Raw genomic sequence first — 24,746 nt, 5'->3', positions numbered from 1 at the left:
GAAGAAGGTCACGCGGTGACGCTAGCGCGATCGGACTAGCGTCGAGGCATGTACGCGATCACGATTTCCGAGCCCGGTGGACCCGAAGTGATGTCCTGGACCGAGGTTCCCGATCCGACACCCCGGCGCGACGAGGTCCTGCTCGACGTCGCCGCCACCGCCGTCAACCGCGCGGATCTGCTGCAGCGCCGCGGGCTGTATCCGCCGCCGCCCGGGGCGAGCGACATCCTCGGCCTCGAGTGCTCCGGCGTGATCGCCGAGGTCGGCCCCGACGTGCACGGCTGGAAGGTGGGCGACCGGGTGGCCGCGCTGCTGGCGGGCGGTGGCTACGCCGAGAAGGTCGCGGTACCGGCCACGCAACTGCTGCCGGTGCCGGACGAGCTGGACCTGCGGGCGGCGGCGTCGCTGCCGGAGGTCGCGTGCACGGTGTGGTCGAACCTGGTGATGGAGTGCGGACTGCACGCCGGCCAGGTGCTGCTGGTCCACGGCGGCGGCGGGGGCATCGGCACCCACGCCATCCAGGTCGGCAAGGCCCTCGGCGCCCGCGTCGCGGTCACCGCCGGGTCCGCGGACAAGCTCGAGCGGTGCGCCGAACTGGGCGCCGAGATCCTGATCAACTACCGCGACGACGACTTCGTGCAGGTGCTGCGCGAGGCCACCCGCAGCCACGGCGCCGACGTCGTCCTCGACAACATGGGCGGGTCGTACCTGGACCGCAACGTCGATGTCCTCGCCCCCGACGGGCAGCTCGTCATCATCGGCATGCAGGGCGGGCGCAAGGGCGAACTGGACATCGGCAAGCTGCTCGGCAAGCGCGGCCGGGTGCTCGCGACCGGGCTGCGCGGACGCCCCGAGACCGGGCCGTCCAGCAAGGCGGCGGTGATCGCGGCGGTGCGGGACAAGCTGTGGCCGCTCGTCCGCGACGGCATCGTCCAGCCGATCGTGCACGCGGAACTGCCGATCGCGGAGGCGCCCACCGCGCACGAGATGCTCGACTCCCCCGACACCGTCGGGAAGGTGGTCCTGAGCGTCCGCGAGGACTGAACGGGACCGGAGATCGATTCAGCCCAGCGCCGACAGGTGCCGAACGAGCTGGTTGATCTCGTAGCGGGTGGTGTAGGGCGCGAGACCGATGGTGATCGCGCCGCCCTCGTCGTTGACCCCGAGCGCGTCGAGCAGGCGGTGCCCGGACTGGGTGCCGCTGACGGTGGCGATGCGGTTGTCGGCGAGGTGCGCGGCCACCTTGTCGGCCGGTACCCCGGTGACGGTGAAGCTCAGCGTGGGCACCCGGATCGGGGACCGGCCGATGACGGTCACCTGCGGCAGCGAGTCGAGCGAGCGCATCAGGTACTCGAAGAGCTGGTCCTGGTAGGCCTGCAGCGAACTGATGGACGTCTCGAGGCGCTCGCGGCGGCTGCCGCTCGCGGTCTCCTCGAGCCCGGCCAGGTAGTCGATCGACGAGGTCAGGCCGGCCAGCAGCGCGAACTGGTGGCCGCCGACCTCCATGCGTTCGACGCCCCGCGCGAACGGGTTGAGCGACACCGCCGGGATCCGGTCGAGCAGCGACGGATCGCGGAACACGAGCGCGCCGACCTGCGGGCCGCCCCACGCCGGCGCGCTCACCGCGATGACGTCGGCGCCGAGATCGTGGATGTCGAGATGTGCGTACGGGGCGGCGCCCACGGCGTCGACCACGATCAGACCGCCGACCTCGTGGATGCGGTCGGCTGCGACGCGCACCGCCGGTGCGGACCCGACGACCGGGGACGCCGCGGTTAGCGCCATCAGGCGGGTGGTGGGCTGCACCAGTTCGGCGAACTGCCAACTGGGAAGCTCACACGTCTCGATCTCCACCTCGGCCCAGCGGACCTGCGCGCCGTACCGGCTCGCGACCCGCAGCCACGGCGCGACGTTGGCCTCCTCGTCGAGCCGGGAGAGCACCATCCCGGTGCCGAGACCGAGCCGGGAGCTGAGCGACTCCGCCAGCCACGCCAGCAGCACCGCCCGGCCTGCGCCCAGCACGACGCCTGCCGGATCGCCGCCGACGAGGTCGGCGACCGCCTCACGTGCGGCGTCGACGATCGCCGCGCTGCGGCGAGATGACGCGTGCGGGCCCGTCGAAGACGACGCGGAGCCGCGGAAAGCCGTGGAGACGGAGCGGGACACAGCGTCGGGGATCTGCATTCCGGCTTGCGGGTCGAGGTGCACCCATCCATCGCCCAACGACGGGATCTGTCCCCGTACCCGGGCAACGTCGTAAGCCATGACGGACACTCTAGGTCCCACTGTCAACACCGTGTGATTCAGATCCGACTTTTCGGAACGTGCTCTAGCACACGTTTCTTTCGTGCCAGGTTGCCCACCCTCGGCGAACCGGCGTCGAAACGTACAAGATGGAGCCATGACGCAACCGGAGAACGAACGCGTGCTCGTGATCGGCCCCGACGGCCACCCCGTGCCCATCGGCGGTGGAGATCGCACCGACGGCGGCCAGGCCGCACCCGGTACCGAATCCGAGCAGGACGGTCAGGACGCGCTCACCGACATGGTGGAGCAGCCGGCGAAGGTCATGCGCATCGGCACGATGATCAAGCAGCTGCTCGAGGAGGTGCGGGCCGCACCGCTCGACGACGCGAGCCGCACGCGACTGAAGGAGATTCACAAGTCGTCGGTGCGCGAGCTCGAGCAGGGCCTGGCGCCCGAGCTGCGGGAGGAGCTCGAGCGGCTCACGCTCCCGTTCAACGACGACTCGGTGCCCACCGACGCCGAGCTGCGGATCGCTCAGGCACAGCTGGTCGGTTGGCTCGAGGGCCTGTTCCACGGCATCCAGACGGCGCTGTTCGCGCAGCAGATGGCGGCGCGCGCCCAGCTCGAGCAGATGCGCCAGGGCGCGCTCCCGCCCGGGATGAGCATGGGGCCGCAGCACCACGTGCAGGCGTCCGACGACAACTCGCCGTCGCCGGGAACCGGCCAGTACCTGTAGCCGCGCACCACGGTCTCGCGGGCAATCACACCGCGAGCGGTAGGCTCGGAACTCGTGTCAGCAGCAGCCTTGGATCACCAGCCGGCGTCAGACGCCGACACCGACGTCGTCGTGTCCGATTCGCAGACGTTCCGTCGCGCGTTCCAGGACATGCGCGACGGGTTCGCGCAGCGCGAGCTGTGGCTCAACCTGGGCTGGCAGGACATCAAGCAGCGGTACCGCCGGTCGGTGATCGGCCCGTTCTGGATCACCATCGCCACCGGCGTGCAGGCCACCGCGATGGGCATCCTGTACTCGGCGCTGCTGGGGATGTCCATCAAGGAGTTCCTGCCGTACGTCACCGTCGGACTGATCGTGTGGAGCATGATCAGCGCGTCGATCCTCGAGGGCTCCGAGGTGTTCATCGCCAACGAGGGTCTGATCAAGCAGTTGCCGTCGGCGCTGAGCGTGCACGTCTACCGCCTGGTGTGGCGACAGATTCTGTTCTTCGCGCACAACATGGTGATCTACGTGATCATGCTGGTCGCGTTCGGTGTGTGGCGGAATCTGACCTGGCCCGACCTCGCCGCGATCCCGGCGCTGGGCCTGCTGGTGCTCAATGCGCTGTGGGTGTCGATCGTGTTCGGCATCTTCGCCACCCGCTACCGCGACATCGCGCCGATCCTCGGCAGTCTCACGCTGCTGCTGTTCGTGCTCACCCCGATCTTCTGGTCCACCGAGGCCCTCAAGGCACAGGGCGGGCAGGTCGCCGAGCGCGCGAAGATCGCCGAACTGAACCCGCTGTTCCACTTCCTCGAAATCGTTCGCGCGCCGATGCTCGGCAAGGACCAGCAGGCCTACCACTGGTACATCGTGCTGGGCATCACCGTCATCGGCTGGGCGATCGCGATCCTCGCGCTGCGCAAGTACCGGGCCCGCGTGGCCTACTGGGTGTAAGGGGCCACCGATATGACCAGCAATGTGAGCATCGAGACGCGGGGCGCGTGCGTCGACTTTCCCATCTTCGACGCCAAGTCGCGGTCGCTGAAGAAGGCGTTCCTCGGCAAGGCCGGCGGCTCGATCGGCCGCACCGACTCGGACGTAATCGTGGTCGAGGCGCTGCGCGACATCACCATGTCGCTCAAGGAGGGCGACCGCGTCGGGCTGGTCGGTCACAACGGCGCCGGCAAGTCCACGCTGCTGCGACTGCTGTCCGGGATCTACGAACCGACCCGCGGCAGCGCCCGGGTCCGCGGCCGCGTCGCACCGGTCTTCGATCTCGGTGTCGGCATGGACCCGGAGATCTCCGGGTACGAGAACATCATCATCCGCGGCCTGTTCCTGGGACAGACCCGCAAGCAGATGCTGGCGAAGATGGACGAGATCGCCGACTTCACCGAACTCGGCGAGTACCTGAACATGCCGCTGCGCACCTACTCGACGGGCATGCGCGTGCGTGTCGCGATGGGCGTGGTCACCAGCATCGACCCCGAGATCCTGCTGCTCGACGAGGGCATCGGCGCGGTCGACGCCGAGTTCATGAAGAAGGCCCGGATCCGCCTGCAGAAGTTGGTGGAGCGCTCCGGCATCCTCGTGTTCGCCAGCCACTCCAACGAGTTCCTGGCCCAGCTGTGCGACAGCGCGATGTGGATCGACCACGGCCAGGTGCGGATGCACGGCGAGATCGAGGACGTCGTGCGCGCCTACGAGGGCGACGACGCCGCCGACCACGTCCGCCAGGTCATCGCGGACATGGAGAAAGAGGCGCAGGAATCCAAGCAGGAGAAGGCTTCGTGACCGAACGGATCGTCGGCGTCGTCGTCACCCACAAGCGCCGCGAACTGCTCGCCCAGTCGCTGAAGGTGCTCGCCGGGCAGAGCCGGCCGCTCGACCATCTCGTCGTCGTCGACAACGCCGACGAGCCCGAGGTCCGCGAACTGGTCGAGGGTGCCGATGTCCCCGTCACGTACCTGGGCTCCAAGCACAACCTCGGCGGTGCCGGCGGTTTCGCGCTCGGCATCCTGTACGCGCTGTCGCTGGGCGCCGACTGGGTGTGGTGCGCCGACGACGACGGCCGCCCCGAGGGCCCGGAGGTGCTCGCGACCCTGCTGGCCTGCGCGAAGCGACACAATCTCGCCGAGGTCTCCCCCGTCGTGTGCGACATCGACCAGCCGGAGCGGCTCGCGTTCCCGCTGCGCCGCGGCGTCGAATGGAAGCGGTGGCGTTCGGAGTTGGGTGACGAGGACCTGCTGCCCGGTATCGCGTCGCTGTTCAACGGCGCACTGTTCTCGGCGGCCGCGATCGATTCCGTCGGCGTCCCGGACCTGCGCCTGTTCGTCCGCGGCGACGAGGTCGAGGTGCACCGCCGCCTGGTCCGCTCCGGGCTGCCGTTCGGCACGTGCCTGCAGACCGCGTACCTGCACCCCGACGGCGCCGACGAGTTCAAGCCGATCCTCGGCGGCCGGATGCACACGCAGTACCCGGACAACGAGACGAAGCGCTACTTCACCTACCGGAACCGCGGCTACCTGATGTCGCAGCCGGGGATGCGCAAGCTGCTGCCGCAGGAGTACGCGCGCTTCGGCTGGTACTTTCTCGTCGACCAGCGCGACCCCAAGGGTTTCGTCGAGTGGATGCGATTGCGCGGCTTGGGCCGTCGGGAGCGGTTCCAGCGGCCGTGACCCCCTGCCCCGTCACCGCCGCTCGGCCGGGGAGCATCTCGCGAACGTTGTTGTCGCGGAGTTCCTTTCGATCGACCTCTGACGCCTTCGAACGTCAGCAGTAGTCGGCGCAGTTTCCGTCGGAGTCGCACCAGACACAGTCGGCGTGGTTGGGCACGGCCGCCGTCGCTTCGCCGACGGCCCCGACGACCGGCAGAGCGACGAGACCCGCCGCGAATACGGCGCACACGATCCTCTTGACGTACATGGCAGAACACTTCTCTCGGAAGCTCTTCGAGAAAGACGCACACCCCACCAGGAGTCGGCATCGACACCTGTGCGCCTGCCACAGCGGGATGGTCGCGAGATCTGGATGTGGGCGCCTACACAAGATTGCCGGCCCCGCGGCGAACGCCCCAAGCGTATCGCCCGAACAAACCGGTCACAAGGCAATTCCGGCAAACCGGCCGGGCGGGGAGCACGCCGTCCGCGCCCACAACTCACCCGCTGTTGCCCCGGCGCCGTCGGCGGAACCCTGGCAGCATGGGAGCCGAACTCGACGCTCACAGGCGAGAGGGGTGCCACACGCATGTTCGATCGATTCCGGAAGTCAGCGCGGCTCAAGGTGCAGCGGGCGGTCGCGGAGGTGGTCCGCGACTCCGACCGCCAGTCGCGGATCGAGCACGAGAACCGCCACGACCAGCTGCTGGCGGAGCTCGCCGCGAACAACGGCGAGATGAAACGGCTGCTCGACGAACTGACGCAGGCGCGCGGGCAGGTGGCCGCGGTCAGCGATCGCCTGAACGAGCTCGAGCAGCGCACCCGCCGCGACATCTCGCACGCACTCGACATCCGGGCCGCCGGCGACAGCGCGCAGTTCGTGCTCGATCACATGCCGAAGTCCCCCGTGTTCTGGCACCCGCACGAGACGCTGCGGTACGGGCTCGAGCAGGTGAAGGTCGACGGCCTGGCGCTCGAGTTCGGCGTCGCGACCGGCACGACACTGCGGATCATCACCGAATCACTGCGTCCCACCGGCCACGAGGTGTGGGGATTCGACGTCTGGTCGGGCCTGCCGGAGGCGTGGCGGACCGGCTTCCCGGCGGGCGAGTTCGCGCAGCAGTCGGTGCCGTCGGTGCCGGGCGCGCAGCTGGTGTCGGGCCTGTTCGAGGACACCCTGCCCGGTTTCCTCGCCGACCATCCCGGCCCGGTGGCCTTCGCGCACCTCGACGCCGACCTGTACTCCTCGACCCGCACGGTGCTCGACCTGATCGGCGACCGCCTGGTGCCCGGCTCGGTGCTCGTGTTCGACGAGTACTTCAACTACCCGGGCTGGCAGAACCACGAGCACCGCGCCTGGACCGAGTTCGTCACCCGAACCGGAACCCAGTTCGACTACCTCGCGTACACCGCGAACCACGAACAGGTCGTGGTCCGGCTACGTGAATGATCCTGCGTCGGATCACTTCTCGTAGAGGCGCTCCCAGTTCTCCCGACTCGTCAGCCGCGGCACGGCCTCGCGGTACCGGCGCTGGACGTCCGAACCCTGCTCCCGGAACTGCTTGAGCACCTTCGCCATCCGGGTGGTGATCTCCTTCGCCGCGTCCTTGTCGCGGCGACGCACCCGCACGCCGGACTGCGACGCGTCGGTCACCACGGCATGATCGAACAGCGAAACGTGCCACCAATGCGCTTCCGACGCAGGGATGCTCGCGATTCCGTGCTGCGTGCGACCGAGCCACTGCATCGCGGCGCGCTTGGCCAGGACCAGGTCCTCGCGATCCTGGTCCGGCTCGGGACCGGCGATCCGCGTGACCAGGTCGGCGGACCGGATGCCGGGGATGGCGCCGGCCGGATGCTTGACGGTCTCGGGGAAGCGTGAGCGTTCCTGGCGGATCGCGCCCAGGACCGCCTGGCCGCCGTCCTCGAGCACGTCGGGGCCGGCGAGGAAGTCCTCGATGCCGCGCAGCATCGTGTGCGCGAGGCCGTACTGCATCGACACCAGGAACTGGGAGATCTCGCGGCCCATCGTCACGCTGAGCGCCTTCGTGTCGAAGTCGCTGTGCAGCGCGGACGCGATCAGCGAGTTCCGCACGCTGAAGTACTTGGCCCAGTCGTCGCGGTCCTTCCAGTGGAAGTCCGCGTGCCACACACCGGCATTCGGCAGGGTAACCGTGATGAATCCCGCTGCACGAGCACGGATTCCGTACTCGATGTCGTCCCACTGGAAGAAGACGGGAAGGGGAAGACCGATCCGCGAGATCACCTCGCCGGGGATCAGGCACGACCACCAGGCGTTGTAGCCGGCGTCGACGCGCTTGTTCTGGCGCCGCTTGAGCATGTTGGCGTCGTGCAGCGAGTTGGCCGCCCACTCGCCGGCCTTGATCTTCGACAGGTCCGCTTCCTCCGCACCGACGTGCAGGTTCTGCGGGTTCATCAGGTACAGCATCTGCGCGCCGACGAGCATCGGTTCCATCGTGACGTTCGCGAACGCGTTCATGCGCAGCACCGTCTCCGGCTCGCACAGGATGTCGTCGTCCATCAGGATCACGTTGGCGTGCTCGTTGACCGCCGACACCTCGTAGATGCCGCGGGTGAAGCCGCCCGCGCCACCGAGATTGGGCTGGCGGATGTAGACGAGCTTGTCGCCCAGCGTCTTCGCGACCTCGGCGAACAGCTGCCGGTCGGAGACGTGGTCGGTGCCCTGGTCGACGACGTAGACCGCGTCGATACCGGCGGTCATGCCCGCATCGCCGGCGATGGCCGCGACCGTCTGCGCGCAGTCGTCGGCGCGGTTGAACGTGCAGATCGCGATGGCGGCGGGCCGGATCACCGACGGGGCCGCGACCGTCCACTCCAGATCGCGCACCTCGAGTCGGCCGTCGATCGCGGCGAACTGCAGCCACAGCGAACCGCCGTCGAGGTACGCGTCGAGCTTCGCGGACATCGTCGCGGTGCCGTCTCCGTCCACGTCGACGGTCTCGAGGACGCGCACGTTGCCGCCGGAGTCCGACGCGCACAGCAGGGCGCGGCCGCGACCGGTCGCGGAGTGGCCGAACCGGACCTCGACCTCGTCGACGGTGGTCCAGCGCTGGTAGTAGGCGGCCGCGAAGCGCCCGAAGTAGGCGTCGGTGTCCGCGACGGCGCCCTTGTCGAGGTGGAGGGCGAAGCGCTCACGGTGTCCGGAACCGGTCGTGATCTGGGCGTACATGCCGTCCTTGACGCGCGGCGTGGGACCGGAGAAGACACCTCGCTGCACCACGAGTCGTCCCGCGGACCCCTGCTCGAGGACTGCGCTGCGAGCGGCCGCCGCGCTCCCGTCCACAGGTGCAACCGACGCCGACTCGCTCATTCCGCTCCTAGATTTGTCCCGACATTTGTGGCGGAACGCAGTGCCCCACCCGCGTCGGAAAGGGTATCAACCCAGCACCGATCCCTCCCGCGTAGATGAGTGCCGGGGTGACCGCGACCTCAGCTGAGCGTGCCGATACCCAACGAGCCGGCGGCCAGCGAGCCGATGCCCGTCTTCATCGAGCCGTAGGTCGCCGATCCGGTGTTCATCGACCCCAGGTTGACCGAACCGGTGTTCGCCGAGCCGACGTTGCCGGAGCCGGTGTTCGCCGAGCCGACGTTGCCGGAACCCGTGTTCGCCGAGCCCACATTGGCCGAACCCGTGTTGGCCCACCCGACGTTGTCGGAGCCGGTGTTCGCCGAGCCCGTGTTGTAGGAGCCGGTGTTGTTCGGGCCGTTGTTGTCGAAGTCGATACTGCTCCAGTCGGCGGTGGCCAGGGCGAGGCTCCCCAGCCCGGCCACGACGGCGGCACCGACCGCGCCGGCGGTCAGGTCGGCGGAGCCGACGTAGCCGACTCCGACCGCGTCCTGGCACGGCACCGGCAGCTCGAGCCCCGGTGCCACCGCGTCGGTGAGGTTCGCCAGCAGCCCCTCCGCCCGGATCGGCGAGCACGCCGGAGCAGCCGCGACGGGGTCGGCGCCGGCGTTGCCGGCGAATGCGACGGTCAGCGCCGTGAACGCGGTCGCGACGACGAGTGTCCGGCGCGCGGCCCCGTGACGACGTTGTGAGCTGTTCTGCGGTCCGGCCCCCATACGAGCGCCTCCTCCGGTGCGAGTACCGAATGACAGATCCCGACACGAACGCAGGTCACGCTACCGTCCCGATACGACCGCCGTGGCGGGATTGGCGGCTTCGGCCCGCCCGCGGCTACTGGCCGGTGCGCGCGTATCCGGCCTCGGTGTCCGATTTCGCCGGACGCCACCACTGCTCGTTGTCCCGGTACCACCCGACGGTGGCCTCGAGCCCGCTGCGGAAGTCGCGGTAGCGCGGCTCCCACCCCAGCTCGGTGCGCAGCCGCGTCGAGTCGATCGCGTAACGCAGGTCGTGGCCGGGCCGGTCGGCGACGAAGTCGAAGTCGTCCGGGGCCCTGCCGAAGAGCTCGAGCAGCATCGCGATGACGGTGCGGTTGTCGACCTCGCCGTCCGCGCCGATCAGATAGGTCTCCCCCACCCGTCCACGCTCGAGAACCGTCCAGACCGCGCGGTTGTGGTCGTCGACGTGGATCCAGTCGCGCACGTTGCGGCCCTGCCCGTACAGCTTGGGGCGGACGCCGTCGAGCAGGTTGGTGATCTGGCGGGGAATGAACTTCTCGACGTGCTGGAACGGGCCGTAGTTGTTGGAGCAGTTCGACAGCGTCGCCCGGATCCCGAACGACCGCGTCCACGCCCGCACCAGCATGTCGCTCGACGCCTTGGTCGACGAGTACGGGCTCGACGGGTTGTAGGCCGTGGACTCGGTGAACCGGGCCGGATCGTCGAGTTCGAGGTCGCCGTACACCTCGTCCGTGGAGATGTGGTGGTAGCGCACGTCGTGGTCGCGGACGGCCTGCAGCAGCGTGTACGTGCCCACGACGTTGGTGCGCACGAACGGCCACGGATCGGCGAGCGAGTTGTCGTTGTGGGACTCGGCCGCGAAGTGCACGACTACGTCGGAGTCCGCCACCAGGCGGTTCACCGTGTCGGCGTCCGCGATGTCGCCGTGCACGAAGTCGATGCGGTCGGCGACCGCGTCCAGCGACGCCGTGTTGCCGGCGTACGTCAGCGCGTCGAGGACGGTGACCCGGACGTCGGGGCGTTCCGCGACGGTCTGGTGGACGAAATTGGCGCCGATGAACCCGGCGCCGCCGGTGACGAGCAGCCTCATGTGCACGAACAGTACCCATACCCCCGGCGTCGGCTGTGAACGTTCGACCGGGTCCGAGCCGAGCTTGTGGGGTACCGCGCGTTGTTTCGGCCAGCGCATACTGGGGACATGACCTCGCGGAAGGTCGAACCGCTGCGCGCGAGTGTGTGCGACGCGGCGCTCGGATCCGCCGACGTCGTCGAATTCCGGCACGCGGTCCTCGACGCGATCCGCGCCCGAATCCCCTACGACGTCGCCCTCATCGCAACGGTCGATCCGGCGACACTGCTACCGACGTCACAGACGACGATCGGCGTCGACCCCGTGCCGCGTCGTGCCGTCGAAACGGCCGCCCGGTTGGAACACGGCCCGCCGCCTTACGGGGACGCCATCGGCAAGCTCGCACGAAAGCCTGTCGGGGTCGAGACGATTCGCGATGCTCTCGGCGAGGATCTCCGTCGCACGTTGCCCTATGCCGAGATCCTCGAGCCGCTGGGAATGGACGACGAGTTGCGATTCGTCCTTCGCGGGCGCGACGGGCGCTGCTGGGGCTGCGGGACGGTGATGCGTGGCCCCGGGCGGCGGTTCAGCCGCGAGGATGTGCGGCTTCTCGCCGGCGCCGTCCGCTCGATCGGCGACGGACTTCGCCTGTCGTTGATCCGGCAGGCACCCCGGGTGCTGGCCGAGGTACCGGGCGGTCCGTCCGTGGTGATCCTCGGGTCGAACGACGAGGTGGAGTCGGCGACGGCATCGGCGCTGGCGTACCTGGACCGGATCAGCGACGAGTCCGAGACCCGGATGGTTCCCGCCCTGTTCGCGGCGGAGCGCCTGCGGAACTCGGGCGCCGCGGCCGCAGTCACGCGGGCCCGAACGCTCGACGGGGAATGGGTCGTCATCCGGGCCGGGAAGCTCGACGGCCGCGGCACAGCGGGGCGCGTGGCCGTCACGCTGGAACCGGCCGGACCCGGGGAGATCGTCTCGCTGCTGGCCGCCATTCACGGCCTGACGGCCCGGGAGGCGGAGGTGCTCGACCACATCCTTGCCGGCATGACGCGTGTGGAAGTCGCGCATCGGCTCTTCGTCAGCCCGTACACGGTGCAGGACCACCTGAAGAGCATCTACGCGAAGATCGGGGTGAACAGCCGCCAGGAACTCGTCGCGCAGTTGTTCTTCGCCCACTACCTGCCGCGTTTCAACTCTCCGGTCGGGCCGGACGGCTGGTTCGCGTGATGCCGCATCGTCCGGACTCGTGAAGGTGGCGCCGTGCCCGACATTCTGTTCGTCACGCTCGACGGCGGCGGAAACCTGCCGCTCACGTTGAGAATAGGGCGCGAACTCCGGTGCCGCGGACACCGCGTTCGCGTCCTCGCTCACGAGGCGCTGCGCATCACGGTCGACAACGCCGGACTGGAATTCCGGGCCTACCGGAACTCGCCCGCGTGGACTCCGCACGAGATCCACGGCATGTGGAAGCTCGTCACCAGGATGCTCGCCGTGATGACGAATCCCGGGATCGGGCAGGACCTGCTCGACGCGGTGCGGGAGGACCCGGCCGACCTCGTTGTGATCGACTGCATGCTGTTCAATGCGCTCGACGCGGCGGCCCGGAAGGGCCTGCGCCATGCCGTCCTGTTCCCCACGTTCTTCGGATGCCTGGACGAGATGCTCCCACGCAGCCCCTTCGGGATCGGCGCCCGGATCAAGGGACTTGAGCCGCACCGCCTCTGGCGGCAGGCCGATCTGGCACTGGTGTGCTCGGATCGGATGCTCGACCCCGCGGGCAGACGGGCCCACGACGGCAATCTGGTGTGGACCGGCGCGGTGCACGATGCGAAAGAGCCGGCGGTGACACGTATTCCACCTATTGTGCTGGCGAGCCTCAGCACGGGCGGCCTTCCGGGCCAGCGCCGGGTCCTGCAGAACATTCTCGACGCCGTCGCGGGGCTGGACGTCGAACTGGTGATGACAACCGGACCCTCGGTCGATCCGGTGGGACTGCACGCACCCGCGAATGCCACCGTCCACCAGTACGTTCCGCACAACGAACTGATGCCGGCGTGCTCCGCCGTGATCGGGCACGGGGGGCACGGAACCACGTTCCGCGCCCTCGCGCACGGCCTGCCGATGCTGATCCTGCCGATGTCACCGCTGACCGACCAACCGACGATCGGCAAGACGGTGGCCGCGGCGGGGGCCGGCAGAGTGCTCCGGAAGCGGGCGCACCCCCGTCGGATTCGCAGCGCCCTCGACGAACTGCTCCGGGCGGAGAGCTACCGGGCCGGTGCCGCCGCGCTCGGCGCCCGGATCCGGGCCACCGACGGTGCCGCGGCCGCAGCGGATCAACTCCTGACGCTCATCGACCGTGAATTCTGATCTGCGCCGGTAACGGTCGTGCACGGCCAGTCCTGGATCGGGGCACGAGGGCCTGTACCGAGCAGGTGCTGGTCACCATCGCCTCGTCCCCCGAATGTGGGATGGTGATCGCCCCGCCGCGGACCCACACTTGGTGTTGAAGCACCGCAGGCAGACTCGGAGGCGTCATGTCGATTTCGATCGCCGGCCCCAGGCTGGTGGAACGGCGGACCACGGTCGTGGCCGACGACGGTGTCCCACTCGCCGTTCGCGAATACCGGCCCACCGACGCCCAGGTGACCGTCGTCCTGCTGCACGGCCATTGCCTGAGCGCCGAATCCTGGTGCGCGATCCGTGACGAACTGATGCAGCGGTACACCGACGCCCGGATCGTCTGCTACGACCACCGTGGACACGGCGCTTCCGCCGAGGCGCCCGCCCGCACCTACAATCTCGACCAGTTGGCCGGCGACCTCCATGTCGTGCTCCGCGCCGTCGTTCCCACCGGGCCCGTGGTCCTGGTCGGCCACTCGATGGGTGGCATGACGGTGCTGACCTATGCCAGAAAGCATTTGGACGAGATCGGCTCCCGAATAGTGGGCGTCGGGTTGATCGGGACCGCCGCGCGCGGTCTGGCCGACGCGGGCCTCGGCCGACTGCTACGCAACCCCGTCCTGTCCTGGCTCCAGGCCGCGGTGAGGCACGCACCGACATCCATGGAGCAGGTGAAGAGACTCGGCTGTAGGGTTTTCGCACCCGTCGTCGGTGGGGTCGAGTTCGGTGACCGGCACGTGAGCCGTCGAGTCGTCGCACGGGCGATCGCGATGCACGACCAGACCTCGATCGCGACGATGACCGGCTTCCTGAACTCGTTCCTGACCTACGACGAGTCCCGGACGGTGCCCGTGCTCTCGGCGATTCCCACCCTGGTGCTGTGTGGTTCGGCGGATCTGGTGACGCCGCCGCCCCATTCGGCCGCGATCGCCACGCAGGTCGAGGATTGCGATTTCGTCTGCGTCGACGGCGCCGGGCACTCGGTGATCCTCGAGCAGCCGTCGGCGGTCGCCGATGCCATCACCCGCCTCGTCAGCCGGGTACGCGATTCGGTCGAGGCCGCACACCTGGCGCATGTCGCCTGAGATGCGGACCGATTCATCGTCTATTCGCGGTCGGGTTGGGCGCCCCACCGGATCGCGGCGGCGGCGGCGAAATCACCGGCGTGCGCGAATCCGGCGAGCACCACGAGAGATCCGTTCGGGATCCGGCCGGCACGGTTCTCGACGTCGAGCGTGACCGGGATGGCGGCACCGAAGAGGTTTCCGCAATCGTCGAAGGTGTCCGGATGCTGCTCGGGGGTGAGTTCCAGTGCGTCGCGCCAGTTCCGCAGGAACAGCCGGTTAGGTTGGTTGGTGACGAAAGTGTCGATGTCGGCGGTAGTCACGCCGATCCGATCGCACACCGCGTGTGCCACCTCGGGGACGAGGCGGTTTCCGCGGGCGAAGACGGTGGTGATCTTGGAGTCGGTGAAGGAGATTCGCAGTTGCCCGGTACCCGGCGCCCAATACTTGCGGGGCGGGTCGATCGCGGCGGTCATGTCCCCGGCGAACTCGGGGTGGTGGCGGGTCTCGATGCCGAGGATGGGTGCGCGGTCCGAGACCCCCACGAGTGCGACCCCGCAGCCGTCACCGGGAACCGTGGCCTGCGCCAGTGCGCGGACGTCGGGCTGGGTGAAGATCTGACCGGCGCTGTTCTGCGTCGTGACGATCAACGCCGTGTGTGCGGTGTTGGTGGACAGGATCGTTCGGGCGAGTTCGAGCATGTGGATGAAGGCGGCGCAGCCTCCGTTGTGGACGTCGAGGATCCACCGCGGGGTGATGTCCAGGCGGCGTGCCAGGTCGGCGCCGCAGCCGAGCACCGGCAGGTCCGGCAGTTGCGTGTGGGTGATCAGCACGTCGACGTCGGCGATGGTCGCGAAGCCGTGACGGTCGATCAGGGGTCCGATGGCGCGTTCGGCCATGTCGACGGCGGATTCGTCGGCGGCCACGTGATGGCGGAGGGTGGGCGCGCGGAACATGATGTTCTGCGCCATCCGGTCCGAGCGCGCGTACTGGGTGAAGTAGTCCGTGCCGACCGGGTCGCCGGGCAGGTAGCCGGCGACGTCGAGCAGGCTCACCGTCTCCATGCGACGCTCACCCCATCCATTCGGGTGTGATCGGCAGGCCGCGCTGGGCCCGGTATTCACACAGTGCGGTCAGATTGTTCAGCTCGAGTCGGTGACCGGCGGCGAACATGTCCCAGAAGTCCCCGACCCAGGGTTTGCGGTCCGGTGGAGCGGTCTCCGGGTAAGGATTGCGGTCGTAGAACGGGTGGTGGCAGTTCGTCCACAGCACCACCGATCCGGGCTTGTCGAACACCGTTTGCGCATCGACCACCCGGAGCAGGTAGATCATCCACAGATGGCGACCCTGGTCCCAGGCGCAGTGGTAGTCGACGGTCATCGCGTCCGGATTCGTCACGGTGCGGGCGTAGATGGTGGTGTTGCCGCCCAGTCGGTCGTGGGCCGACCACAGGCCGGGTTGTTCGGTGGGGGCGAACCCCCGCAGGCTGTAGGTCCATTCCTCGAGGCTGCGGGTGTCCGACATGTACCGGTACACGTCGCGCGGTGGTGCGGCGATGTACCCGTTCACGGTGCAGTAGTCGCCGAAGACCTGGTCGTGGGGGTACACCGACCGGAGCATGTCCAGAATGATCGGGGTGGTCGCCTCCCGGTCGGAGGTCTCGATCCGCAGCACCCCGGGGATCACGCCGTCCGGAATGTCACTGAGGGCGGGCAGAGCGGCGGTCATGGTGTTCCTCCTCGGATGCGGCGGGCACGTTCCAGGAAGGGCAGGAACGGGGGGATTTCGTCGGGATCACAGTCCACGGAGATGAAGGCCGGACCGGTGGTCGCGGTCGCGGCTTCGAGGGCGTCGAAGAGTTGATCGCAGGTACGGGCCGGGTACGAGGGCATCGAAGGAAACATCGCCGCGATGCCCTCGGCGATCCGGGACGGCCGGAACCTGTTGAAGCTGTAGCGGTCCCCGTAGAACAGCTGCTCGCGGGTGACGCACATGGCGTGGGCGTTGTTGTTGAACACCACGAAGGTGATCGGGAGGTGATGCTCGATCGCGGTGTGGATCTCCAGGCCGTGCATGAAGAAGGCGCCGTCGCCGGCGATGACGAAAGTCCGCCGCTGCCGGGCAAATCCGGCGCCGATCGCGGCACCGAAGCTGTAGCCCATGCCGCCCATGCCGAGTGCCACGACGAACCGACCGCCCCGAGGAACCGGCAGGTGGTGCACGACCGAGGCACCGGTGTTGCCGGCGTCCGCGAAGATGTCGGATCCGGCGGGCATCATCGCCGCGATCGCCTCGACGACCTCCCGGTAGCGCATGCCGGGGCCGTCGGATACCGGAACCTGCAGCGGGGTCGACCCGCCGTGAGTGGTCGCATCGGGAGCGCACCCCGCCGAAAGCGCCTCGGCGAGTTCGGCCAACGTCTCACGCAGGTCGAGACTGTTCGCGTGCACGGCGGGCACATACGGGGGTTCGGCGCCGATGCTGGCGACCGGGACGGCGGCCGCGGCGGTGTCCAGGCCGGCGCGCGCGGTGGCCGGCAGCCGGGTGCCGATCAGCAGGCACAGCGCGCTGTGCCGCACCGCCTCGATCAGTTCGGTGTGTCCCATCGTCCCTGCGACGCCGCAGAATCCGCGCTGGTCGGCCGCGTAGACGTCCTTGGCGTCCGGGGCGACCCCGACGGCTGCATCCACCGCGGCGGCGAGTGCCCGCAGCTGTGGCCGGGCATCGTCGCGCGCCACCTGGTCGCCGGCGACGAGCACGATCTTCCCGGTCCGGCGGGCCGCCGCCAGCAGATCCCCGATTCGAGCGAGGCCGTCCGGGTCGTGGCCGGATCGGCGGGGCGGCGGGCGGAAGGTGGCCGCCCCGTCGACGGTCGACTGCTGGATATCCTTGGGGAGCAGCAACACTGCAGGTCCCCCGGACCTCGCCGCAGCGACCGCCCGCTCCAGGTGGCCGGTGAGGTCGTCGGGTCGCTCCACCCGGGCGCAGTAGCGGGAGATCTCGGTGAACAGCCGGACCGCGTTGATCGTGCCGGCTTTGCCGCTCGAGTCCTGGAATGCGCCGGTGCCCTCGAGCGTGGTGGGTGGTTGCCCGATCAGGGCCAGCACCGGCACCCGGGAGGCGTAGGACTCGGCGAGCCCAGCCACCAGGTTCATCGCGCCGCCGCCGGACGTCGCGGCCACCGCACCGAGGCCGCCGGTGGTGCGGGCGTAGCCGTCGGCCATGGTCGCCGCGGCGAACTCGTGCTTGGCCACCACCCCCTGCACGCGCCGGTCGGTCGCGAACAGTGCGTCGTAGAGGTCTTCGATGTTGGCGCCGTCGACCCCGAAGACGTGACGGACCCCGAGGTCCGCGATCGCGTCGACCACGACGTCGACGACCCGGCGGTCGTGCCCGCCCGGGGTTTGAACTCCGATGTCCACTGTTCCTCCCGAACTGGTTGGGTCGGGTCTGCTGTGCTTCGAATGTTGCTGCCTCGATGGCAGATACGTGTGTCACGACTGCTGGCGCGGGACCATCTCCCCGAGGGTGACGTCGTATTCGCCTGTCGCGTCGTCGAATCGGACGCCGTAGGTGGTGGGATACCAGGCAGTGTGCTGGTAGGCCTGCGGCTGCTTGACGGGTTCGCGAATCGACGGTTTCGTCAGCAACCACGCCCGGGTCATCATCGGTTCCATGAAGGTGTAGTCCCCGTCCCAGGACCCGTTGATGAACGTCTGGGTGAAGTCGTAGACGCCCGGGATCATGCCGGCGGTCGCGTCCAACCAGTGCACCCCCATGTGGGGCACCGCGAGCTCGGACGCCAGTGGCCCGGGCGGGGCGATGTAGTCCCGCGGGATGTACCTGGCGTCCGGGAAACGGGCGGCCCGGTCCGCGTAATCGGGTGCACCCGGATCGATCCCATCCACCGCCGCCATGTCGCTGATATAGAAGTGCATGTCGAAATGCGGTTTGCCGAACAGGATTTCCGGTTCGTGCCCGTGCGGGTTCCAATTGAGCATGACGTGATCGAACACCGTCGCCGACGCCTGCTCGGGCAGGTCCAGCATGAACGTCTCGCCGTTCTCCGGCAGCCCGTCCAGTCCAGTCTCCGCCAGCCGGATACCGACCTCGGCCGGTTCACCGTTCGTGTCCACCGTGACGTACGTCCGCGCCGCCCCGTCACCGACTACCTCGGAGGCACCGAAGTACGTGCGACTGTCCTCGTGTCCGGCTGCGGCGGCGCTACACACGGTCACGGTCACGCAGGCCGCGAGCACCAGGCTCGCGGAGCGGAGCGCTCGATGATGTCGCATGATGCGGCCCTCTTGCATTTGACGTCGGGGGTCACACGCCACGCGTCACCCCAGCGCTCACCGGGTTCGGCGTGCGCGATTCGGGGCCTGAACGCGATTGCCGTGCCTCCCGTGTCGGCGTGATGTGTGATTACCGCCAGTGTGGGCCCGGGACCGGACCCGGAACCATCCCTCGCTCGGGGGATATCCGGACCGTCGCCTGCCGGCGCATGCTGTCGCCACGACCCGGCACTCCCGAGGCGGTGCGATCCAGCCCCTCCCGGACCTACTGCCGGTCGCCCTTTCGGGCACCGGTCCCGGGGTCGGCGGCCGGGCTCAGATCCGTGCCTGCGCGACCACCGGTTCCGGTTCCTCCCCCGGAATGGCGGTGCCGCGCAGGGACACCCCGGCGGTCTCACGCAGGAAGGCCACGGACACCAACCCGATGATGCAGGCCCCCATCATGTAGACGGCGGGGAACAGGTTCCAGCCCGTCGCGTGGATGACCGCGTCGTTGACGAGCGGCGCGGTGCCACCGAACACGGCCGTCGAGACGTTGTAGCCGATCGCGAAGCCGGCGTAGCGGACCTGGGTGGGGAACATGGCCGGGAACGTCGCGGAAATGGTCGCCAACTGCGGAAGGTAGAGCAGACCGAGGACCGCGAACGCGAGCAGCGCCCACACGAATCCCTGCGCCATCAGCCAGTACATCGGCACCGCCGCGATCAGCAGTCCGATCAGCGATCCCCACCACATCGGCTTGCGCCCGAGCGTGTCCGACCAGCGGCCGAAGAACGGGATGCACGCCATCATGACCAACTCGCCGATCAGGATGATCACCGTCGTCGACTGCGTGCTCAGGCCCAGCGTCGACTCCAGGTAGGTCGGTTGGTAGGTGAGCAGCGTGTAGTTGACCACGTTCAGTGCCACGACCATGCCGGTGAGAATCAGGATCGGGCGCCAGTAGTTCTTCAGCAGGTCGGCGAGCCCGCCCAGGATCGAGTCCTGGCTGTCGCCCTGCGCGTCCACCTCGTCGAACACCGGCGACTCGTCGAGCCTGCTGCGCAGGAACCAGCCGACGAGGCCGAGCGGCAGGGCGATCAGGAACGGGATCCGCCAGCCCCAGGCCGCCATGTCCGCGTCGGAGATCATCAGCTCGCACAGCATCGCCACCGCGGTGCCGGCGGCGAAACCGCCCAACGTGCCGAACTCGAGGAAGCTGCCGTAGCGGCCGCGCTTGTCGTCGGGCGCGTACTCGGCCATGAAAGTGGCTGCGCCGCCGTACTCGCCGCCCGTGGAGAAGCCCTGCACCACGCGCAGCGCGATGAGCAGGATGGGCGCGGCGACCCCGATCGACGCGTACGACGGGATCGCGGCGATCAGGGCCGTCGCGCCCGACATCAGCAGGATCGTGGTCGCCAGGACGGCCTTGCGGCCGAGCCGGTCGCCCAGCGGACCCCAGATCATGCCGCCCAGCGGGCGCAGCACGAACGAGACCGCGAAGCCCAGCATCGTGCCGAGCGAACCGAGATGCCCGGGGAAGAAGTTCTGGGTCAGGTAGGTGGCCGTCGTGGCGTACACGCCGTAGTCGAACCACTCGGTCGCGTTTCCCATCGCCGAACCGGCGATGGCCTTGCGCAACGTACGACGATCCACGTCCCGGTCGGCGCCGGAAGATCGCGCCGCCGACCGTTCTCCGGGACCGTACGTCGTCGATTCCTGCATGCGTCCGGTCCCTTCAGACGGGGGAGCTGCGAGAGCAGTCTTCGGTCATCGGTCGGATTCGACGCTAACCGGACATCGACGACCTCGCTTGGCACGAGGACGCTGCGCGGCCGCCATCCGACGGACCTCGAATCCGACACAATCGCGTCGTAGTCGACCGACCTCGCCACTCCCCCGAAATACGGCCGTCCCGCGTGAAACACTGCTCTACATGCGCGGAATCATTCTGGCCGGCGGGACGGGCAGCCGGCTGCACCCGATCACGCTGGGCGTGAGCAAACAGTTGGTACCGGTCTACGACAAGCCGATGATCTACTACCCGCTCTCGACGCTGATGCTCGCCGGGATCCGCGACATCCTGATCATCACGACGCCGGGCGACGCCGACCAGTTCCGGAACCTGCTCGGCGACGGCTCCCGGTTCGGCATCTCGCTGAGCTACCAGGTGCAGCACGAACCGAACGGTCTCGCGCAGGCGTTCGTGCTGGGCGCCGACCACATCCGCTCGGACTCGGTGGCGCTGGTGTTGGGCGACAACATCTTCTACGGTCCCGGCCTGGGCACCACGCTCACCCGCTTCCACGACGTCAAGGGCGGCGCGGTGTTCGGGTACTGGGTGTCCGATCCGGGCGCGTACGGCGTCATCGAGTTCGACGACGCCGGCACCGCTATCTCTCTCGAGGAGAAGCCGGCGGCGCCACGGTCGAACTACGCGGTCCCGGGGCTGTACTTCTACGACAACGACGTCGTCTCCATCGCGCGGGACCTGACGCCGTCGGCGCGCGGCGAGTACGAGATCACCGACGTCAACCGCACGTATCTGGAGGCCGGACGGCTGCAGGTGGAGGTGCTGCCGCGCGGCACCGCGTGGCTGGACACCGGCACCTTCGACTCGCTGCTGGACGCGTCGAACTACGTGCGCACCATCGAGCAGCGGCAGGGCCTCAAGATCGGCGTGCCCGAGGAGGTCGCCTGGCGGCGCGGGTTCATCACCGACGACGAACTCCGGGAACGGGCCGAACCGCTGGTGAAGTCCGGCTACGGCACGTACCTGCTGGGGCTGCTCGAGCGCGGCAGAGAATGGTGACCATGGACTATCGGGAGTTGAAGGTTCCGGGAGCGTGGGAGATCACGCCCCGCCAGTTCGGCGATCACCGCGGGGTGTTCCTGGAGTGGTTCAAGGAGCCCGGCTTCTCCGACGCCGTCGGCCGCACCCTCGACCTGCAGCAGGCCAACTGCTCGGTCTCCGCGGCCGGTGTGCTGCGCGGGATCCACTTCGCCGACGTCCCGCCCGGGCAGGCCAAGTACGTGACCTGCGCCAAGGGCGCGGTGCTCGACGTCGTCGTCGACATGCGGGCCGGGTCGCCGACGTTCGGCCAGTGGGACTCGGTGCTGCTCGACGACGTCGACCGCCGCGCGATCTTCGTCTCCGAGGGCCTGGGGCACGCGTTCCTCTCCCTCGAGGACGGCTCGACGGTGATGTACCTGTGCTCGACCGGCTACAACCCCGAACGCGAGCACGAGGTGAGCCCGCTGGATCCGGGGATCGGCATCGACTGGCCCGTCGTCGGACGCGACGGCACCCCGCTGCAGTGGGCGCTGTCCGACAAGGACCTGGCCGCACCGACCCTGCGGCAGGCGCTGGACGCCGGCCTGCTGCCCGCCTACCGGGAGGGAGTCGACTGAGCCGATGAGCGCGAGGGGGATCCGCCGCGCGAGCGCTGCGATCGCAGCGCTGGCGGCCGCGGGCCTCGCGTTCCTGTCGATTCCTCTCCAAACCGGCACTCTGGGCGCGCCGGCGCCCACCACCGTCGCCGTCGCACCGGCTGCGCCGCCCCCGCCGGCCGTAGCGCTGGCGCCGGAGGAACTCTCCAACCGCGTCGTCCCGACGATCGTGACGCTCACCGCGCGCTCCGGGCTGGGCACCACCGCGGGCACCGGGATCGTGCTCGGTGCCCGCGACCCGCGCGGATCGGACGCGATCGTGCTCACCAACCACCACGTCGTCGACGGCGGCCTGGAGATCGCGGCGACCAGCATGCGCGACCGGTCCGCGTACGCCGTCGAGGTCGTGGGCTACGACAGCGCCCGCGACCTCGCGGTGCTGCGACTGCCCGGCGCCGCGGACCTGCCACCGGCCCGGCTGGCGTCGTCCGAGTCGGTGCGGATCGGCGACCCCGTCACCGCCATCGGGAACGCGGAGGGCGGCGGGGTGCCGGTGTCGGCGCCGGGCGCGGTCACCCGGGTCGGGGTGACGGTCATGACCCGCAACTCCGTCGACGGTTCCCGCAACGAACTGTCGGGGCTCATCGAGGTGGACGCCAACGTCCGGCCGGGCGACTCCGGCGGCCCGCTCGTGAACGCGTTCGGTGACGTCGTCGGGGTCAACAGCGCCGGGAACGCCGTCGCTCCGGGGGCCGGGCCCGAACCCGCGCCCAAACCCACGTCGTACGCGATCCCCATCGACGCCGCGATGGACCTGGTGGAGCAGGTGCTGTCGGGGCGCGCCTCCGACACCGTGCACATCGGGCCGACGCCGCTGCTCGGGGTGAGCGTGCGCGATCACCGCGACCAACAGACCGGGTCCCGGTCGGGCGCGGAGGTGACCGTCGTCGCCTACCGCAGCCCCGCCGAGGGCGTCGGGCTGGCACGCGGGGACGTGATCGTCGAGTTCGACGGCGTCCCGATCCTCTCGTCCACGGACCTGAACCTGCGGATGGTCGCGCTGCACCCCGGCGACTCGGTGCGCCTGCGCTGGATCGACGCCACCGGCGCGGAGCGGTCGGGTTCGCTGGTGCTGACCGAGGGCCCGCCCCGCTGAGGCGCTACCCGATGCCCAGCTTGCCCGCGAGCCGCTGCAGGTAGGCGACCACCTCGTCCTCGGAACTGTCGGGCATGCCGAACAGCGCCTCGCTGACCCCGAGGTCCTGCCAGCGGGCGAGCTTGTCGGCGTCCGGCTTCCCGGCCAGCACGACGACCTCGGGCTGCCCGGTGCGGCCCGCGTCGGCCCAGATCTTGCGCAGCAGCGTGACGTTGTCCTCGATGTCCCGCTCGATCGGGGTGGTGATCCAGCCGTCGGCCGAGCGCGCGATCCATGCGAACGTCTTCTCCGACGCGCCCGCGCCGACGAGGACCGGCGGGCGCGGCTGCTGAATCGGCTTGGGCCACGCCCAACTCGGACCGAACTTCACGAACTGCCCGTCGTACGACGCCTCCTCCTGCGTCCACAGCGCCTGCATCGCCTCGAGGTACTCGCGCAGCGCGGTGCGGCGCTTCTTCGGGTCGACGCCGTGGTCGGCGAGTTCCTCGGCGTTCCAGCCGAATCCGACGCCGAACGTGACCCGCCCACCGGAGAGGTGGTCGAGCGACGCGATGGTCTTGGCGAGGGTGATGGGGTCGTGCTCGAGCGGCAGCGCCACGGAGGTGCCGAGCCGGATCCGCGACGTCACCGAGGCGGCGGTGCCGAGCGCGACCCACGGGTCGAGGGTGCGCATGTAGCGGTCGTCGGGAAGGGTCTCGTTGCCGGTGCCGGGGTGGTTCGATTCCCGGTTGACCGGGATGTGCGTGTGCTCGGGCACGTAGAACGCGTCGAACCCGGACTGCTCGACCGCCCGCGCGGCGGCCGCGGGGGTGATGCCTCGGTCACTGGTGAACAGGCTGATGCCGTAGCGCACGATCTGACTCCTCCGGGTTGGTCGGTGCCAGAAAATGTAACCCGTTCCACTCCCGATCGGAAGACTCTACAGACAGGTGTCCAGACGGTTATCGGATCTTGAAGATCACCGCGCGCTGGACGACGAAGTTGATGACCGTCGCGGTGCCCTGCGCGATCACGAAGGCCAGCGGCGTCCGCCACCACGTGTCGGCGAGGTTGTCGGACAACACCCCGTTGATGCCGACCTGGACCGCGAACGTCACGGCGTAGAGGATCACGACCGCGACGAAGCGCAGGCGGCTGGGCGCGGCCTTGAACGTCCAGCGCCGGTTGATCAGGTAGGCGGTCGTGGTGCCGGCGACGAAGCTCAGCCCCTTCGCCACGTCCCGGGTGATGCCCAGCGCCATGAACAGCACGTACAGGCCGTAGTCGACGACCGCCGACAGTCCGCCCGTCACGACGAAGCGCACGATCTGCGTCTTCAGGTCCAGCGACTCGTCGGCGATGGAATCGGTGACGGGGATCTCGACCGGCAGCGGGACGTGCGGTTCGCGGGCGTGGGGGGTTCCGGACACGCAACGAGACTAGGCGACCGGATTCGGCTTCACGGCCGTGACATCCCGCACACCGCATGGACCTCGAGTGCACTCGAGGTTGCAAGATCAACACCATGACCGTATACACGCTGCCCGATCTGCCCTACGACTACGCCGCCCTCGAGCCCCACATCTCCGGCAAGATCATGGAGCTCCACCACGACAAGCACCACGCCGCCTACGTCGCCGGCGCCAACGCCGCCCTCGACA

Annotated in this window: 24 protein-coding genes and 1 pseudogene; 13 read left to right on the top strand and 12 right to left on the bottom strand. The window is 69.1% G+C overall.

The annotated features are described in order from the left end of the window. Positions 1-48 precede the first annotated feature (48 nt). Positions 49-1,044 (top strand): NAD(P)H-quinone oxidoreductase, encoded by a 996-nt coding sequence (locus tag EGT67_RS15680; protein WP_127917027.1) that lies wholly within the window; start codon positions 49-51, stop codon positions 1,042-1,044. A gap of 18 nt (positions 1,045-1,062) precedes the next feature. Here EGT67_RS15680 and EGT67_RS15675 read toward each other — a convergent pair whose 3' ends face one another. Then, on the bottom strand, positions 1,063-2,265 hold the full coding sequence (locus EGT67_RS15675) for a cysteine desulfurase-like protein (RefSeq protein WP_127917026.1): 1,203 nt from the start codon (positions 2,263-2,265) through the stop codon (positions 1,063-1,065). Positions 2,266-2,401: 136 nt separating this feature from the next. Between EGT67_RS15675 and EGT67_RS15670 the strand changes: the two genes are divergently transcribed. Genes EGT67_RS15670 through glfT1 form a run of 4 tightly spaced genes read left to right on the top strand, consistent with a single transcriptional unit; the run spans position 2,402 to position 5,643 of the window. Further along, complete coding sequence (locus tag EGT67_RS15670; RefSeq protein ID WP_127917025.1) at positions 2,402-2,983, top strand: bacterial proteasome activator family protein; 582 nt, start codon at positions 2,402-2,404, stop codon at positions 2,981-2,983. Between the two features lie 54 nt (positions 2,984-3,037). After that, positions 3,038-3,919 (top strand): galactan export ABC transporter permease subunit Wzm/RfbD, encoded by an 882-nt coding sequence (gene wzm, locus EGT67_RS15665; RefSeq protein WP_127917024.1) that lies wholly within the window; start codon positions 3,038-3,040, stop codon positions 3,917-3,919. Positions 3,920-3,931: 12 nt separating this feature from the next. Then, the gene (wzt, locus tag EGT67_RS15660) at positions 3,932-4,759 is read left to right on the top strand and encodes a galactan export ABC transporter ATP-binding subunit Wzt/RfbE (protein WP_127917023.1); all 828 of its coding nucleotides are present in this window, start codon (positions 3,932-3,934) and stop codon (positions 4,757-4,759) included. Next, complete coding sequence (gene glfT1 / locus EGT67_RS15655) at positions 4,756-5,643, top strand: galactofuranosyltransferase GlfT1 (RefSeq protein ID WP_127917022.1); 888 nt, start codon at positions 4,756-4,758, stop codon at positions 5,641-5,643. Before wzt ends, glfT1 begins: the two co-directional genes overlap by 4 nt. 94 nt (positions 5,644-5,737) lie before the next feature. Here the strand turns inward: glfT1 and EGT67_RS25110 are convergent, their stop codons facing one another. Continuing rightward, complete coding sequence (locus EGT67_RS25110) at positions 5,738-5,890, bottom strand: hypothetical protein (RefSeq protein ID WP_164877579.1); 153 nt, start codon at positions 5,888-5,890, stop codon at positions 5,738-5,740. A gap of 321 nt (positions 5,891-6,211) precedes the next feature. On the opposite strand from EGT67_RS25110, the gene EGT67_RS15650 reads away from it, so the two are divergent. After that, positions 6,212-7,072: a class I SAM-dependent methyltransferase gene (locus tag EGT67_RS15650; protein ID WP_127917021.1), complete on the top strand. Its 861-nt coding sequence runs from the start codon at positions 6,212-6,214 to the stop codon at positions 7,070-7,072. Between the two features lie 12 nt (positions 7,073-7,084). On the opposite strand, the gene EGT67_RS15645 is transcribed toward EGT67_RS15650, so the two are convergent. The 3 genes from EGT67_RS15645 to rfbB form a co-directional block, all read right to left on the bottom strand. Beyond that, a complete protein-coding gene (locus EGT67_RS15645) occupies positions 7,085-8,974 on the bottom strand; it encodes a glycosyltransferase (protein ID WP_127917020.1) in 1,890 nt (629 codons plus the stop codon). A 119-nt stretch (positions 8,975-9,093) separates the two neighbouring features. Next, positions 9,094-9,726, bottom strand: a complete 633-nt coding sequence (locus EGT67_RS15640) for a pentapeptide repeat-containing protein (protein ID WP_127917019.1) — start codon at positions 9,724-9,726, stop codon at positions 9,094-9,096. Positions 9,727-9,841: 115 nt separating this feature from the next. Then, complete coding sequence (gene rfbB, locus EGT67_RS15635; protein WP_127917018.1) at positions 9,842-10,837, bottom strand: dTDP-glucose 4,6-dehydratase; 996 nt, start codon at positions 10,835-10,837, stop codon at positions 9,842-9,844. Between the two features lie 108 nt (positions 10,838-10,945). On the opposite strand from rfbB, the gene EGT67_RS15630 reads away from it, so the two are divergent. The 3 genes from EGT67_RS15630 to EGT67_RS15620 all read left to right on the top strand — a co-directional run bounded on the left by EGT67_RS15630 (position 10,946) and on the right by EGT67_RS15620 (position 14,307). Continuing rightward, positions 10,946-12,046, top strand: a complete 1,101-nt coding sequence (locus EGT67_RS15630; protein WP_127917017.1) for a helix-turn-helix transcriptional regulator — start codon at positions 10,946-10,948, stop codon at positions 12,044-12,046. 33 nt (positions 12,047-12,079) lie between these two features. Then, positions 12,080-13,189, top strand: a complete 1,110-nt coding sequence (locus EGT67_RS15625) for a glycosyltransferase (protein ID WP_127917016.1) — start codon at positions 12,080-12,082, stop codon at positions 13,187-13,189. Between the two features lie 167 nt (positions 13,190-13,356). Next, a complete protein-coding gene (locus tag EGT67_RS15620) occupies positions 13,357-14,307 on the top strand; it encodes an alpha/beta fold hydrolase (RefSeq protein WP_127917015.1) in 951 nt (316 codons plus the stop codon). 20 nt (positions 14,308-14,327) lie between these two features. Here EGT67_RS15620 and EGT67_RS15615 read toward each other — a convergent pair whose 3' ends face one another. The 5 genes from EGT67_RS15615 to EGT67_RS15595 all read right to left on the bottom strand — a co-directional run bounded on the left by EGT67_RS15615 (position 14,328) and on the right by EGT67_RS15595 (position 20,285). Then, positions 14,328-15,350, bottom strand: a complete 1,023-nt coding sequence (locus tag EGT67_RS15615; RefSeq protein ID WP_127917014.1) for a 3-oxoacyl-ACP synthase III family protein — start codon at positions 15,348-15,350, stop codon at positions 14,328-14,330. Positions 15,351-15,357: 7 nt separating this feature from the next. After that, on the bottom strand, positions 15,358-16,014 hold the full coding sequence (locus EGT67_RS15610; protein WP_127917013.1) for an SRPBCC family protein: 657 nt from the start codon (positions 16,012-16,014) through the stop codon (positions 15,358-15,360). Then, complete coding sequence (locus EGT67_RS15605; RefSeq protein WP_127917012.1) at positions 16,011-17,708, bottom strand: thiamine pyrophosphate-binding protein; 1,698 nt, start codon at positions 17,706-17,708, stop codon at positions 16,011-16,013. The genes EGT67_RS15610 and EGT67_RS15605 overlap by 4 nt, the downstream gene beginning before the upstream one ends. A gap of 72 nt (positions 17,709-17,780) precedes the next feature. Continuing rightward, entirely contained in the window at positions 17,781-18,581 is an 801-nt protein-coding gene (locus EGT67_RS15600; protein ID WP_127917011.1) for a DUF5602 domain-containing protein, read from the bottom strand. A 315-nt stretch (positions 18,582-18,896) separates the two neighbouring features. Beyond that, complete coding sequence (locus EGT67_RS15595) at positions 18,897-20,285, bottom strand: MFS transporter (RefSeq protein ID WP_127917010.1); 1,389 nt, start codon at positions 20,283-20,285, stop codon at positions 18,897-18,899. Between the two features lie 211 nt (positions 20,286-20,496). On the opposite strand from EGT67_RS15595, the gene rfbA reads away from it, so the two are divergent. Genes rfbA through EGT67_RS15580 form a run of 3 tightly spaced genes read left to right on the top strand, consistent with a single transcriptional unit; the run spans position 20,497 to position 23,106 of the window. After that, entirely contained in the window at positions 20,497-21,372 is an 876-nt protein-coding gene (rfbA, locus tag EGT67_RS15590) for a glucose-1-phosphate thymidylyltransferase RfbA (protein WP_127917009.1), read from the top strand. 2 nt (positions 21,373-21,374) lie between these two features. Continuing rightward, positions 21,375-21,971, top strand: a complete 597-nt coding sequence (locus EGT67_RS15585) for a dTDP-4-dehydrorhamnose 3,5-epimerase family protein (RefSeq protein ID WP_127917008.1) — start codon at positions 21,375-21,377, stop codon at positions 21,969-21,971. A 4-nt stretch (positions 21,972-21,975) separates the two neighbouring features. Then, a complete protein-coding gene (locus EGT67_RS15580; protein ID WP_127917007.1) occupies positions 21,976-23,106 on the top strand; it encodes a S1C family serine protease in 1,131 nt (376 codons plus the stop codon). A 4-nt stretch (positions 23,107-23,110) separates the two neighbouring features. On the opposite strand, the gene EGT67_RS15575 is transcribed toward EGT67_RS15580, so the two are convergent. Together EGT67_RS15575 and EGT67_RS15570 are read right to left on the bottom strand one after the other, a co-directional pair. Next, positions 23,111-23,959: an LLM class F420-dependent oxidoreductase gene (locus EGT67_RS15575; protein ID WP_127917006.1), complete on the bottom strand. Its 849-nt coding sequence runs from the start codon at positions 23,957-23,959 to the stop codon at positions 23,111-23,113. Between the two features lie 88 nt (positions 23,960-24,047). Then, on the bottom strand, positions 24,048-24,515 hold the full coding sequence (locus EGT67_RS15570) for a GtrA family protein (protein ID WP_277750155.1): 468 nt from the start codon (positions 24,513-24,515) through the stop codon (positions 24,048-24,050). 95 nt (positions 24,516-24,610) lie between these two features. On the opposite strand from EGT67_RS15570, the pseudogene EGT67_RS15565 reads away from it, so the two are divergent. Beyond that, a pseudogene (locus tag EGT67_RS15565) lies at positions 24,611-24,746 on the top strand (superoxide dismutase); the annotation flags it as partial.

Origin of the sequence: Prescottella agglutinans (assembly GCF_004011865.1) — a bacterium.
Lineage (GTDB): Bacteria > Actinomycetota > Actinomycetes > Mycobacteriales > Mycobacteriaceae > Prescottella > Prescottella agglutinans.
This window is presented reverse-complemented; position numbering and strand designations above follow the sequence as displayed.